This window comes from Pseudoxanthomonas sp. GM95 (genome assembly GCF_900109775.1).
Lineage (GTDB): Bacteria > Pseudomonadota > Gammaproteobacteria > Xanthomonadales > Xanthomonadaceae > Pseudoxanthomonas_A.
The window spans coordinates 643,162-655,424 of record NZ_FOAX01000003.1; the positions used below are offsets into that span (position 1 = coordinate 643,162).

Here is a 12,263-nt window from a genome sequence, read left to right on the forward strand (position 1 = left end):
TAAACGTTTTCATGGCAGGGCCGGATGTCGAACTCGGAACGGATTGACACCCTCATCGCGCAGATGACGGTGGAAGAGAAAGTGGGCCAGCTGGGCATCTTTGCCGATGCGCTGCGCCCATTCGCACCTGACGTGAATCCCGAGGCCAACGCCCAGGGCGTGGCCGAGGTGCGCGCGGGCATCCGCGCCGGGCGGATCGGCGCACTGTTCAACGGCGTGGGCGCGGTCGAAGGCCGCGAGGCCCAGCGCCTGGCGGTGGAGGAATCAAGGCTCGGGATCCCGCTGCTGCTGGGCTCGGACGTGATCCACGGCATGCGCACGGTGTTCCCGATTCCGCTGGGAGAAGCGGCCAGCTTCGAGCCCGATCTGGCCCGCCGCACCGCCCGCGCCACCGCGGTCGAAGCCACCGCCGCCGGCATCCACTGGACCTTCGCCCCGGCCGTGGACATCGCGCGCGACCAGCGTTGGGGCCGTGGTGCCGAAGGCGCCGGCGAAGACGTCGTGCTGGGTTGTGCCTTTGCCGCCGCGCGTGTGCAGGGCTTCCAGGGCGATGCCGGCCTCACCGCCGACGATTGCCTGCTGGCCACGCCCAAGCACTTCGCCGCCTACGGCGCGGTCGGCGGCGGCCTGGAATACAACACCGTCGATATCTCCGAGCAGACCCTGCGCGACGTGCACCTGCCGCCGTTCAAGGCGGCCTTCGATGCCGGCGCCATCACCACGATGAGCGCCTTCAACGACATCAACGGTGTGCCGGCCAGCGCCAACCGCTGGCTGATGACCGACCTGCTGCGCGGCGCCTGGCAGTTTCCCGGCCTGGTCGTGTCCGACTACACCGCCGACATGGAACTGGTCGCCCACGGCTACGCGGCCGACGATCGCGATGCCACGCGCCGCGCGTTCACCGCGGGCCTGGACATCAGCATGCAGAGCGGCTTCTACGAGCAGCACCTCGCCTCGCTGGTGGAAAGCGGCGAAGTGACCATGGCGCAGCTGGATGAAGGCGTGCGCCGCGTGCTGTGGGTCAAGGAGCAGATTGGCCTGTTCGACAATCCGTACCGCTCGCTCGACCCGGTGCGCGAAGCCGACCAGAGCCACATCGCCGCCCACGAGGCGCTGTCGCGCGATGCGGCGCGTCGCTCGATCGTGCTGCTGAAGAACGATGGCGACGTGCTGCCGCTGAAGAAGACCGGGCAGAAGATCGCGCTGGTCGGGCCGTTCGTGCGCGACACCGAGAACATCGAAGGCTGCTGGACGCTGTTCGGCGACAAAGCGCGCTACGTCACTCTGGAAGCCGGCGTGCGGGCCGCCCTGGGCGATGCCGCGCAGCTGATCGTCGAGGACGGTTGCGGACTGGAAGCGCCGATCGACGGCGGCATCGCTGCCGCCGTGGCCGCGGCGCAGGCCAGCGACGTGGTGGTGCTGGCCATCGGCGAGCCGCAACGCTACAGCGGCGAAGCACAGTCGCGCACGCAGATCGTCGTGCCGCCGGCGCACCAGGCCCTGGCCGAGGCGCTGGCCGCCACCGGCAAGCCGCTGGTGGTGCTGCTGCGCAACGGTCGTGCGCTCGCGTTGCATGGCGCGGTACGCGATGCGGCCGCGATCGCGGTGACCTGGTTCCTGGGCAGCCAGACCGGTCACGGCGTGGCCGACGTGTTGTTCGGCGACTACAACCCGGCCGGCTGCCTGCCGGTGAGCTTCCCGCAGGATTCGGGCCAGCAGCCGCTGTTCTACAACCGTCCGCGTACCGGCCGCCCCGAGCTGCCGGACATGAGCGAATACAAGTCGCGCTGGCGCGAGATCACCGCCGATGCGCTGTATCCGTTCGGCCACGGCCTGTCGTACACCAGCTTCGATTACGGCACCCCGACCCTGTCGGCCACGCGGGTCGGCTGGGACGACACGCTCACGCTCACCACCACCGTGACCAACACCGGCGATGTGGCCGGCGAAACCGTCGTGCAGCTCTACGTGCACGATCGCGTCGCCAGCCGCGTGCGCCCGGTGCGCGAGCTGAAAGGCTTCAACAAGCTCACGCTGCTGGCCGGCGAATCGGCCCAGGTCAGCTTCCAGCTGGGCCGCAGCCTGCTGGGCTTCACCGGCACCGACCTGGTGTTCGGCGCAGAGCCGGGCGTGTTCGACGTGTGGATCACCGATTCGTCGGTGAACGGCACGCCGGTGCAGTTCGAACTGCTCGCGCCCAAGGGCTGACCGGAAGCGCGAAGCAACGATCAGGACGGTCGCCGCAAGGCGGCCGTCTTTCTTTGTGGCTCACGCAGTGAAGGGTGTGGGGCCAAGCTGTTCGACCAGGTAGTCCAGGAACGAGGTGATGCGCGTGGAGACGGCGGTGTTGCGGTAGTACACCGCGTTGATCGGCTCGCGGATGTCGACCGTGTCCTTGACCAGTAGCTCGACCAGGCGGCCGTCGGCGCGGTCGGCCGCGCACATGAAGTCCGACAGCCGCGCGATGCCGGTGCCGGCCAGGGCGAGCTGGCGCAGCGTTTCACCGCTGGAGGCGGCAATGGTCGGGGTGATGTGCAGCAGGCTGCCGTCGGCGTGGCGCAGCGGCCAGTCGTTGAGCACCTCGGGTTGGGTGAAGCCCAGCAGCACGTGCTGCTGCAGCTGGGCCACCGTCTTGGGTTTGCCGCGCCGGGCCAGATAGTCCGGGCTGGCAAGCAGGCGCATGCGGCTGCTGCCCAGGGGCCGCGCATGCAGGGTGGAATCGCGCAACGGGCCGATCCGGATCGCGACATCGGTGCGGCGTTCGATCAGGTCGACGATGCCGTCGTTGCTGCTCAGTTGCAGCGCCACCTCCGGATGGCGCGCGTGGTAGCCGGCGACCTGCGGCACGATCACATGCAGCATGAAGGGCGAGGCCGCATCCACGCGCAGGCGGCCGACCGGGCGCTCGCGCCGGTGCGCCATCTCGCTTTCGGCTTCCTCCATCGCCGCGATGATGCTGCGCGCCCGCAGCAGGAAGGCGCTGCCTTCTTCGGTCAGCTGCAGGCGCCGGGTGGTGCGGTGGAGCAGGGTGGTGCGCAGCTTGTCCTCCAGCCTGCCGAGCGTGCGGCTGGTGGCCGAGACCGTCAGCCCGAGCGCCTCGGCCGCGGCGGTGAGCGAGCCGGTATCGACGACGGCGATGAAGGCCTGCAGTTCGTCCAGGGTGGTCTGCATGTGGGCGCCGTCCTGAGGTTTTATTGTTGATACTAGATCAAAAGTGATTGATAGAAACGGCAGTTTTTCGCAAGGATCGCCCGGCGCAGACTGCGCGCCTTCTTCCTTCACCGGACTGGCCTCATGTCACGCGGCATCCCCTTGGCCTTGCTGGCCCTCACCCTCGGCGCGTTCGCCATCGGCACCACCGAGTTCGTCACCGTCGGGCTGATCCCGACCATCGCCGCCGACCTGCGGGTCAGCCTGCCCTCGGCCGGCCTGCTGGTGTCGCTGTACGCGCTGGGCGTGGCGATCGGCGCGCCGGTGCTGACCGCGCTCACCGGCAAGGTGCCGCGCAAGACCCTGCTGGTTGCGCTGATGGCGCTGTTCACCGCGGGCAACCTGGTGGCGTGGCTGGCACCGGGCTATGGCTCGTTGATCGTGGCGCGGGTGCTGACCGGGCTGGCGCACGGAGTGTTCTTCTCGATCGGCTCGATCATCGCCACCTCGGTGGTGCCCAAGGACAAGGCCGCCAGCGCGATCGCGATCATGTTCACCGGCCTGACCGTGGCGCTGGTGACTGGCGTGCCGCTGGGCACCTTCATCGGCCAGCACCTGGGCTGGCGCGCGACTTTCCTGGCGGTGGCCGGCCTGGGCGTGGTCGCGTTGTTGGGCGCGGCGCTCTTCGTGCCGAAGGACATCGCCCGCAGCGCGCCGGCGACCTTTGCCCAGCAGCTCGGCGTGCTGGCCCAGCCGCGGCTGCTGCTGGTCTATGCGATCACTGCGCTGGGTTACGGCGGCAGCTTCCTGGCCTTCACCTACCTGGCGCCGATCCTGCAGCAGCTGAGCGGGCTCTCCGCCAACGCGGTCAGCGGCGTGCTGCTGGTCTACGGCGTGTCGGTGGCGATCGGCAACCTGTGGGGCGGCCGCCTGGCCGACCGCCGCGGTCCGATTCCGGCATTGAAGCGGATCTTCCTCGGCCTGGCGGCGGTGCTGCTGGTGCTGACCTTCACCCTGGGCAACCCGTGGCTGGTGGTGCTGACGGTGCTGGCCTGGGGCGCGGTGGCCTTCGGCAACGTGCCCGGCCTGCAGGTCTACGTGGTCAAGCAGGCCCAGCGCTTCGCCCCGCAGGCGGTGGACGTGGCCTCGGGCCTGAACATCGCCGCCTTCAACGTCGGCATCGCCCTGGGCGCCTCGCTCGGCGGCCTGGTGGTCGAACACCTCGGCCTGCGCCACACCCCGTGGATCGGCGCGCTGGTGGTGCTGGGCGCGTTCGGCCTGACCGCCCTGGCCGGGCGCCTGGATCGTCGCGAAGGCATCGGCGCCAAGGCGGAAGGTATCGCCGTCGCTGCACACTGATCACACCAACACCCGCAAGCTCGCCGTGTTGCGGTTGCGGTTGCGGTTGCGGTTGCGGTTGCGGTTGCGGTTGCTGCTGCTATTGCGGTGCTCCTGATCTACCCGAGCCGTAAAGCGAGCCGAGCACCGCAGACTGAAATGGCCGAAGAGGCGCGGGTGTCTGAGCGCAGCGAGTTCCCGCGCCGTGCCATTTCAGACGAGGAGCGCAGGGCACCGATGCGGCTTCTCCGCATCGGATCGCGTCCCGGCGAAGACGGTTTTGCCTACTTTTGCCAAGACAAAAGTAGGACGCGCCAAAGGCGCGGAAGCCTTTGCATTTGATCCATTTCTGCGAACGCCAAGCGCACGAGCAGAAAACAAAAAAGAGGAACGTCATGAAACTCTTCATCACCGGCGCCAACGGATACATCGGCGGCTCCGTCGCCCATCGCCTGCTGGCTGACGGCCACCAGATCCGTGGCCTGGTGCGTCGTTCGGACGTGGCCGAACAGCTCGCCGCCCGCGGCATCACGCCGGTGCTCGGCACGTTAGACGACAGCGACGTGCTTGCCCGCGAGGCGCGCAAGGCCGATGCCGTCATCAACGCTGCCAGCAGCGACCATCGTGCCGGGATCAGCGCCCTGCTGGCCGCGCTGCAGGATTCGGGCAAGGCCCTGATCCACACCAGCGGCTCCAGCGTGATCGGCGACGACGTGCGCGGCGATGCGCTGTCGCCGCACATCTTCGACGAGGACACGCCCTTCATCGTCGAGGACAAGAAGCAGGCGCGTCATGCGCTGGACAACGCGATCCTGGCGGCCAGCGCGCACGGCGTGCGCAGCATCGTGCTGTGCAACACCATGATTTACGGTGCCGGGCGCGGCCTGCATCGCGACAGCGTGCAGATCCCGCCGCTGGTGAAGCAGGCGCAGAAGACTGGTGTCGTGCACGTGGTCGGGCAGGGCATCAACCGCTGGTCCAACGTCCATATCGATGACGTGGCGGATCTGTATGCGCTTGCCTTGAAGGACGCCCCAGCGGGCGCGTTCTACTTCGTCGAAAACGGCGAGGCTTCCTACGCGGAGATCGGCCAGGCCATCGCCACGCGACTGGGGCTTGGTCCGGTGCGGTCATGGACCGTGGAAGAAGCCTCGGCCGTGTGGGGCGAAGGCCATGCGCGCTATTCGTTCGGCTCCAACAGCCGGGTGCGCGCCAAGCGCGCACGGGCCGAGCTGGGCTGGAACCCGCAGCACGCATCGGTCACGCGCTGGATCGAAACCGAGATGCCGCTGGACTGAGCGCGCACACCTACGCGCGCTGCAGGGTCTGCAGGAGCGTGCAGTCGCGGCGCGTGTTGCGGCTGCAGCGCGCCAGCGTCTGCTCCAGTGCATCGGCGACGCGCTGCAGGTCGGCGATGCGTTGACGGACATCCTCAAGATGGCGGCGCGCCAGCACGTCCACCTCGGCGCAGGGCTGGCTGTCGTCGCGGGCGAGCGTCAACAAGCCGCGGATCTCGTCCAGCGAAAACCCGAGGTCGCGCGCACGATGGATGAAGCCCAGTCGGGCCACATCCTCATCGCCGTAATCGCGATAGCCGCTGGTGTGCCGCGCGGGTGTCGGCACCAGGCCGATGCGCTCGTAATAGCGGATGGTCTCCAGGTGGCAGCCGCTGGCGACGGCCGCTTCGGCGATGCGCATGCTTGACTCCGTAGTCGCTACGGACCCTAGCCTAGCGCGCATGGACAACTGCTGCGAAAACAAAGCCACCGCCCTGCAGGGCCGCGCCAACAGCGCGGCACATCGTCGCGTGCTGTGGACCGTGCTGTGGATCAATCTGGTGCTGTTCGCCGGTGAATTCGCGGTGGGTTGGTGGGCCGACTCCAGTGCACTCCAGGCCGATTCGCTCGATGGCCTTGGCGATGCACTTGTGTATGCGCTCAGCCTGGCCGTGGCGGCGCAGAGCCTGCGACGTCGAGCCGGCGCCGCGGTGGTCAAGGGCGCGTTGCAGGCCGTCTTCGGCGTGGCAGTGCTGGTCGAGGTGGTGAGACGCAGCGTGCTGGGTGCCGAGCCGGTGGCGCCGGTAATGATGCTCGCCGCCTGCGTGGCCTTCGTCCTCAACCTGGTCTGCTTCCGGCTGCTGACGCGCTTTCGCGCGGACGATATCAACATGCGCTCGGTGTGGCTGTGCTCGCGCAATGACTTGGTCAACAACGCCGGCGTGCTGGTGGCCGGTGCGCTGGTCGGCGTCACCGGCAGCCGCTGGCCGGATCTGGTGATCGGGGCGCTGGTAGCAGTGCTATTCCTGCAGACTGCGGTGCAGGTGCTGCGCGATGCCTGGATTCAGTACAGTGCGCCGGAGCCTGCGCCCTTGCCCAAGCGCGGCTGCTGCGGCTGATGTGTTATCGCCGGTGATTCCAAGGCCGTCGCTGCGTGCGGGCGTTGGCCTTGTGGGAGCCGCTTCAGCGGCGATGGACCTTTATGGTAAAAATCGATCGCTGCTGAAGCAGCTCCCACAATAAAAGAACTGCTTTGCAGTCGTCAGCGCAACAGCCATTCGCGCAAAGCGGCGCTGACCGCGGCGGGCTGCTCCATCGGGCTCAGGTGCCCGCAGTGCGGGACCTGCACCAGCACCGCGTCGGGCAGCAATGCCGCCATCTGTTCGTGCAGGGCCGGCGGGGTGATGCCGTCGTGCTCGCCGACCAGCACCAGCGCGGGGGCATCGAAGGCGCGCAGCACGTCGCTGCCGTCTTCGCGTTCGAACGCGCTCTGACGCAGGAACACCTCGGCGCCCAGGCGCTGGGTCATGCTGCGGATGCGGGTCATCAGCACCGCGTCATCGTGGTGCGAAGCGTCGGTATACGCTCGCATCAGCGCATCACCGAAGCCGTGGAACGCGCCTTTGCGCACGGCCGCTTCCTGCGCGCGCCGCTGCTGCGCACGGGCCGGCGTGTCGGGCTGGTATGAGGTATCCAGCAGCGCCAGGCGCTGCACGCGCTGCGGCGCGATCCGCAGGATGTCCTGTGCGACATAGCCGCCCAGCGAAAACCCGGCCAACGCGAACGTCGGCGGCGCGCGGTCCAGCACCTGCTGGGCGACCGCGTGCAGGCTGTCGCCCTGGGTCAGGTCGCCGACATGGCAGTCGGCCAGGTCGGCCAGGCCATCCAGCTGCGCGCGCCACAGCTCGGCATCGTTGAGCAGGCCCGGCAGCAGGACCAGGTCCGGTCGTCCCTGACTCATGCGGGATCGGCGTACTGCGCGATGCCGTTGCCGAAGGACCAGTTCTCCTTCGCCACTTCCACCAGGTTGATGACGACATCCTCGCGGCGCACGTCCAGACGCGCGTGCAGGCCATCGGCCACGGCCTTGTAGAAGGCCTGCTTCATCGCCACGGTGCGGCCGGCGTTGAGCGTCACCTGGATCACCAGGCATTCCTCGCTGCGTTCGATGCCGAGATAGGTCGCGTCGAGCATCAGCTCGGTGCTGGCGTGCTGGTGGAAGATCTGGAAGCGATCGTCCTCGGGCACGTTCAAGGTCGCGCGCATCGCGTCGTAGACCACATCGCCGACCGTGGCGCGGAAGGCGGACGTGGTGGCGGCGTGCAGATCGATCCGGACCAGGGGCATGGCGGCGCTCGTCTTGGGAAGGGACGCACAGGCTACGCCGCGCGCGCGTGCCGCGATGTCTTGTCAGGGCAATGCTGTGTGCGATGTCGCGCGTGGGCCGCTCACGCCGATGTCATGCGCGGGTGGGCCGGCGCATGTCGAACATCGCTTCCGGCGTGATCCGCGCATACGCCCCCGGGCCACCGGCGCGCAGGATCGGTCCGGCCGCGGCGGTGTCGTAGATGCCGTCGACCAGATAGCGCGTGTCGATGTGCACGCCGACCACTTCGCCCAGGACCAGCCACTGGTCCAGCGTGCCGCCGGCGGCATCGGTGAGCTGGAGCAGTTGGGTGAGCCGGCATTCGAACGCGGCCGGCGTGCCTTCGACAAACGGTGCATCGACGACATGGCCGGGGATTGCGGTCAGGCCGGTGCGCTCGAACTCGTCCACGTCCGCGGCGAACGGCGCCGAGCTCTGGTTCATCTGCGCGGCCTGCGCGTGCGTGGCCAGGTTCCAGGTGAACACGCCGGTCGCCTGGATATTGCGCACGCTGTCCTTCCAGCCCGAGCTGCTGAAGCCGATGATCGGCGGACTGTCGCCGAACGCGCCAAAGAAGCTGTACGGCGCCAGGTTGCGGACGCCTTCGGGCGAGCGCGAGCCGATCCAGCCGATCGGCCGCGGCGCGACGATGGACTTGAACGGGTCGTGCGGCAGGCCGTGGCCGTCGGCCGGGCGATAGGTATGCAGCTGGCTCACGCAGGTCATCCGGTGCTGGATCAGGCGCGCAGCATGCACGCCGGCGCGTGGCGATGCCGGCAACGCTGCTTTCCGCGCGGATTTACTCCAGGCACGAACGCAGCTCCTTGTTGACCGCGCTGACCTCGGCGCTGCGCTTGACGGGGTTTCTTCATCGGCCGCGTGTTCCTGGCGAGATCAACGCCGGACAAGCGGCCTGAACCTTCAGCACGATGTCGGGATCGCGGATTCAGCCGCGCGGTCCCAGCACCGACGCCACGTTGCGCGCGCGCCTGTCATCGAACGGGCTGACCACCGCGAAGCTGGTGTTGCCGCGCGACCAGTACTGCGCCAGCAGCTCGCCATCGCGGCGCTGGCCCGGCTCGGGAAACCAGCCGCCCGGCCGCAGGTACACGCCGATACGCGCGCCGTTGCGGTCGGCATAGACCAGCATCGCGGCCGCCCCCTGCTCGGTGGACAGGCGCTGCCCGCCGACCAGGGTGAAGCCTTGCGCCTGCAGGTCCGGCATCGCGCCGTTGCTGCCGAAATGCACTTGCAGCCAGTCCTGCAGCTCAGCGCGCTGGCGCGGATCGAGCGTGTCGCTGGCGTCGTTCACCGCGAACAACCGATACGCCGACACCGCATCGGCCATCGGCAGGCGTGCCGAAGCGACCTGCAGCTGTTTGGCCTGCCAGCCCACGCCGGTGCCCAGGCCCAGCGACAGCAACAGGCCGGCGGCGATCCCCAGCCGCGCGCGGCGCCGGGCGCGCACGCGACGACGCAAATGGGCCGGCTCCAGCATCGGATTGGTCGGCCAGTGTTCGGGCAAGGCCTGCTGGGTGCGCAGATGTTCGGCATCGCGCTTCCATTCGGCGACCACGGCCGCGCGCTCGGGATGCGCGGCCAGCCAGCGCTCGATCTCGGCGCGGGCGTCCGCGTCGAGCTGGCCGTCGACATAGGCGTGCAGGTCGGCTTCGCTGGGGGCCAGATGGATCATCGCAGCACCTTCAGCGCCGGGCGCGCGGGCTTGGGTTCGCCATCGCTTGCGGCGCGCAGCGCCTGCCGCGCACGGGCCAGGCGCGACATCACCGTGCCGATCGGCACGCCCAGCGTGTCGGCCACTTCGCGATAGCTGAAACCCTCGACGCTGACCAACAGCAGCAGCGCGCGCTGTTCGGCCGGCAGCGTGTCGAAGGCGGCCAGCGTCGCGCGCGTGGCGGCGACGCGTTCGGCCGAGGGCGCGTGCTCGGGCTCGGCCTGGCCGAACAGTTGCGCAAGCCGACGCCAGCGCTGGCTGCGGCGATGCTCGTCGACGAATTGCCGGTACAGGATCGAGAACAGCCAGCCTTGCAGCGCGTCAGGTGTGTGCCGGGTGCGGCCATGGGTGAGCGCGCGCTCCAGCGTGGCCTGGACCAGATCGTCGGCCGCGGCCGGTTCGTGCACCAGCGAGCGCGCGAACCGCCGCAGGCGCGGGATCAGCGCACGCAGCGTGGCGTCATCGAGGTCGGTGGCAGGGGCGGTCATGGGCGCGGGACAAAACGGGTCTGTGTGTGGGACGCGCGAGGCGACAGGGTATTCCATCGGCCTGACCTGGCCGTCACTGGCCACGTCGCAGGCTGCGGCGCAGGGCATGGAATAAATCCGCGCCGGCCGCGTCCCACCTTCGACTCCCAACGCCAGGAAGCTCCATGTCCCAGCCATCCCCCACACCCGCACCTCCGGGCAAACGCAGCCCGGTGCCCGCCCTGCTGGGCATCGCCGCGATTCTCGCCGTCATCGCTGGGGCCTTCGCCTGGGTGGGTGGCTGGTTCGGCGGCAAGCTCACGCCGCAGCAGATGACCAACACCATCGAGGCCGGCAAGCCGCATCCGGGCTTCCGCCGCGCCCATACCAAGGGCGTGTGCGTGGCCGGCAGCTTCGCCCCGAGCGCACAGGCGCCGTCGCTGTCCAAGGCGCGGGTGTTCACCCAGGCCAGCACGCCGATCCTGGGCCGGCTGTCGATTGCCGGCGGCGATCCGCACGGTGCCGACAGCAAGGCGCGGGTGCGCAGCGTCGCGCTGCTGCTCAAGACCGACGACGGCCAGGAATGGCGCACGGCGATGAACAGCTTCCCGTTCTTCGTGGTCGCCACGCCGGAAGGTTTCCAGGCGCAGAACCTCGCCTCCGCGCCGGACCCGGCCACCGGCAAACCCGACCCGGACAAGATGGCCGCGTTCGTGGCCAAGTATCCGGAGGCCAAGAAGTTCCTGGCCTGGGCCAAGTCCGCGCCGTGGTCCAACAGCTGGGCCAACACGCAGTTCAATGGCGTCAACAGCTTCTGGTTCACCAACGCGCAGGGCGAGCGGCACGCGGTGCGCTGGTCGCTGCGACCGCAGGCGCCGTTCGAAGACCTCAGCGAAGCGCAGCGCGCGCAGTCCGATGCGGATTTCCTCAGCGAGGAGTTCAACGCGCGCCTGGCCAAGGGACCGGTGAAGTGGGACCTGGTGGTGACCGAAGCGGGCGCCGGCGATCCCATCGACGATCCCTCGCAGCCCTGGCCGGACGACCGCACCCAAGTCGTGGCCGGCACCGTGACCTTCACCGGCACCACGCCGCAGGACACCGGCGGTTGCCGCGACATCAACTACGACCCGACCGTGCTGCCCGATGGCATGGAACCGTCGAAGGATCCGATCCTGGCCGCGCGCTCGGCGGTGTACTCGGTGTCGTTCAACCGACGCGAACATGAAATCGGCACCGGCAAGGCGCCCGAGGCCACCGGCGCGGCACAGGGAGAAGCGAAATGAACCGTCACGGACACTTCGACGCGCTGGCGCGCACGCTGCACTGGCTGATGGCCGCGATGATCCTGGCGATGCTGTTCATCGGCGCCGGCATGGTGGTGTCGCTGGCCTGGCGTCCGGCGCTGCTGGACCTGCATCGCCCGCTAGGCATCGCGATCCTGCTGCTGGTAGTCGTGCGCCTGATCAATCGCCTGCGCAGCCCGCCGCCGCCGCTGCCCGCCGACCTGCCGGCGATCCAGAAATTCGCCGCGCATGCCTCGCACTGGTTGCTTTACGGGCTGATGTTCGCCATGCCGCTGATCGGCTGGTCGATGCTATCGGCTGGCGGCTATCCGATCGTGCTGTTCGGCGGCGTGCACCTGCCGGCGATCGCGCCGCACAGCCCGGACCTGTATGCGCTGCTGCGCCCGGCGCATACGGTGCTGGCCTACGTGCTGTTCGCCACGGTGCTGGGCCACCTCGGCGCTGCGCTGTTCCATGCCTGGGTGCGCCGCGATGGCGTGTTTTCCAGCATGGCGCGGAGTGGGAAGTCCGCGCCGTAAGGCGGCAGCCTGGATCTTGTGGGAGCTGTTTCAGCAGCGATGGGGATTCACTGGGCAAGCCTCATCGCCGATGAATCGGCTCCCACAACAATGCAGCGCTTGCCGCGTG

At 68.8% G+C, this 12,263-nt stretch carries 13 protein-coding genes; 6 read left to right on the forward strand and 7 right to left on the reverse strand.

Annotation, left to right across the window (positions count from 1 at the left end; all coding sequences use genetic code 11):
* Nucleotides 1–24 precede the first annotated feature (24 nt).
* Nucleotides 25–2,211 (forward strand): glycoside hydrolase family 3 N-terminal domain-containing protein, encoded by a 2,187-nt coding sequence (locus BMZ17_RS17660; protein WP_093141920.1) that lies wholly within the window; start codon nt 25–27, stop codon nt 2,209–2,211.
* 60 nt (nt 2,212–2,271) lie between these two features.
* Here BMZ17_RS17660 and BMZ17_RS17665 read toward each other — a convergent pair whose 3' ends face one another.
* Complete coding sequence (locus tag BMZ17_RS17665; protein WP_093141923.1) at nt 2,272–3,174, reverse strand: LysR family transcriptional regulator; 903 nt, start codon at nt 3,172–3,174, stop codon at nt 2,272–2,274.
* Between the two features lie 123 nt (nt 3,175–3,297).
* Here BMZ17_RS17665 and BMZ17_RS17670 point away from each other — a divergent pair, with 123 nt between their 5' ends.
* Nucleotides 3,298–4,512 carry an MFS transporter gene (locus BMZ17_RS17670; protein ID WP_093141926.1) on the forward strand — a complete coding sequence of 405 codons (1,215 nt, stop codon included), beginning with the start codon at nt 3,298–3,300 and terminating at the stop codon, nt 4,510–4,512.
* 374 nt (nt 4,513–4,886) lie between these two features.
* Nucleotides 4,887–5,789 carry an NAD-dependent epimerase/dehydratase family protein gene (locus BMZ17_RS17675; protein WP_093141929.1) on the forward strand — a complete coding sequence of 301 codons (903 nt, stop codon included), beginning with the start codon at nt 4,887–4,889 and terminating at the stop codon, nt 5,787–5,789.
* Nucleotides 5,790–5,799: 10 nt separating this feature from the next.
* On the opposite strand, the gene BMZ17_RS17680 is transcribed toward BMZ17_RS17675, so the two are convergent.
* The gene (locus BMZ17_RS17680; RefSeq protein WP_093141933.1) at nt 5,800–6,189 is read right to left on the reverse strand and encodes a MerR family transcriptional regulator; all 390 of its coding nucleotides are present in this window, start codon (nt 6,187–6,189) and stop codon (nt 5,800–5,802) included.
* A gap of 40 nt (nt 6,190–6,229) precedes the next feature.
* Between BMZ17_RS17680 and BMZ17_RS17685 the strand changes: the two genes are divergently transcribed.
* The gene (locus tag BMZ17_RS17685; RefSeq protein ID WP_093141938.1) at nt 6,230–6,886 is read left to right on the forward strand and encodes a cation efflux transmembrane domain-containing protein; all 657 of its coding nucleotides are present in this window, start codon (nt 6,230–6,232) and stop codon (nt 6,884–6,886) included.
* A 143-nt stretch (nt 6,887–7,029) separates the two neighbouring features.
* Here the strand turns inward: BMZ17_RS17685 and BMZ17_RS17690 are convergent, their stop codons facing one another.
* The 5 genes from BMZ17_RS17690 to BMZ17_RS17710 form a co-directional block, all read right to left on the reverse strand.
* Nucleotides 7,030–7,728, reverse strand: a complete 699-nt coding sequence (locus BMZ17_RS17690) for an alpha/beta fold hydrolase (protein ID WP_093141942.1) — start codon at nt 7,726–7,728, stop codon at nt 7,030–7,032.
* Nucleotides 7,725–8,114 (reverse strand): tautomerase family protein, encoded by a 390-nt coding sequence (locus BMZ17_RS17695; protein WP_093141946.1) that lies wholly within the window; start codon nt 8,112–8,114, stop codon nt 7,725–7,727. The genes BMZ17_RS17690 and BMZ17_RS17695 overlap by 4 nt, the downstream gene beginning before the upstream one ends.
* A gap of 112 nt (nt 8,115–8,226) precedes the next feature.
* Nucleotides 8,227–8,850: a flavin reductase family protein gene (locus BMZ17_RS17700; protein WP_254775420.1), complete on the reverse strand. Its 624-nt coding sequence runs from the start codon at nt 8,848–8,850 to the stop codon at nt 8,227–8,229.
* Nucleotides 8,851–9,079: 229 nt separating this feature from the next.
* Nucleotides 9,080–9,826, reverse strand: coding sequence for an anti-sigma factor family protein (locus tag BMZ17_RS17705; protein WP_093141952.1), 747 nt, complete (start codon nt 9,824–9,826; stop codon nt 9,080–9,082).
* Nucleotides 9,823–10,353 carry an RNA polymerase sigma factor gene (locus BMZ17_RS17710; protein ID WP_093141957.1) on the reverse strand — a complete coding sequence of 177 codons (531 nt, stop codon included), beginning with the start codon at nt 10,351–10,353 and terminating at the stop codon, nt 9,823–9,825. The genes BMZ17_RS17705 and BMZ17_RS17710 overlap by 4 nt, the downstream gene beginning before the upstream one ends.
* Nucleotides 10,354–10,517: 164 nt before the next feature.
* Between BMZ17_RS17710 and BMZ17_RS17715 the strand changes: the two genes are divergently transcribed.
* Nucleotides 10,518–11,615 (forward strand): catalase family peroxidase, encoded by a 1,098-nt coding sequence (locus tag BMZ17_RS17715; protein WP_093141962.1) that lies wholly within the window; start codon nt 10,518–10,520, stop codon nt 11,613–11,615.
* Entirely contained in the window at nt 11,612–12,154 is a 543-nt protein-coding gene (locus tag BMZ17_RS17720) for a cytochrome b (protein ID WP_093141967.1), read from the forward strand. The genes BMZ17_RS17715 and BMZ17_RS17720 overlap by 4 nt, the downstream gene beginning before the upstream one ends.
* The last annotated feature ends 109 nt before the right edge of the window (nt 12,155–12,263 follow it).

What these genes read in the sequence shown, in the direction of transcription:
- BMZ17_RS17660 (WP_093141920.1), top strand. Translation starts at nt 25, where the DNA reads ATGTCGAACTCGGAACGGATTGACACCCTCATCGCGCAGATGACGGTG.
- BMZ17_RS17665 (WP_093141923.1), bottom strand. Translation starts at nt 3,174, where the DNA reads ATGCAGACCACCCTGGACGAACTGCAGGCCTTCATCGCCGTCGTCGAT.
- BMZ17_RS17670 (WP_093141926.1), top strand. Translation starts at nt 3,298, where the DNA reads ATGTCACGCGGCATCCCCTTGGCCTTGCTGGCCCTCACCCTCGGCGCG.
- BMZ17_RS17675 (WP_093141929.1), top strand. Translation starts at nt 4,887, where the DNA reads ATGAAACTCTTCATCACCGGCGCCAACGGATACATCGGCGGCTCCGTC.
- BMZ17_RS17680 (WP_093141933.1), bottom strand. Translation starts at nt 6,189, where the DNA reads ATGCGCATCGCCGAAGCGGCCGTCGCCAGCGGCTGCCACCTGGAGACC.
- BMZ17_RS17685 (WP_093141938.1), top strand. Translation starts at nt 6,230, where the DNA reads ATGGACAACTGCTGCGAAAACAAAGCCACCGCCCTGCAGGGCCGCGCC.
- BMZ17_RS17690 (WP_093141942.1), bottom strand. Translation starts at nt 7,728, where the DNA reads ATGAGTCAGGGACGACCGGACCTGGTCCTGCTGCCGGGCCTGCTCAAC.
- BMZ17_RS17695 (WP_093141946.1), bottom strand. Translation starts at nt 8,114, where the DNA reads ATGCCCCTGGTCCGGATCGATCTGCACGCCGCCACCACGTCCGCCTTC.
- BMZ17_RS17705 (WP_093141952.1), bottom strand. Translation starts at nt 9,826, where the DNA reads ATGATCCATCTGGCCCCCAGCGAAGCCGACCTGCACGCCTATGTCGAC.
- BMZ17_RS17710 (WP_093141957.1), bottom strand. Translation starts at nt 10,353, where the DNA reads ATGACCGCCCCTGCCACCGACCTCGATGACGCCACGCTGCGTGCGCTG.
- BMZ17_RS17715 (WP_093141962.1), top strand. Translation starts at nt 10,518, where the DNA reads ATGTCCCAGCCATCCCCCACACCCGCACCTCCGGGCAAACGCAGCCCG.
- BMZ17_RS17720 (WP_093141967.1), top strand. Translation starts at nt 11,612, where the DNA reads ATGAACCGTCACGGACACTTCGACGCGCTGGCGCGCACGCTGCACTGG.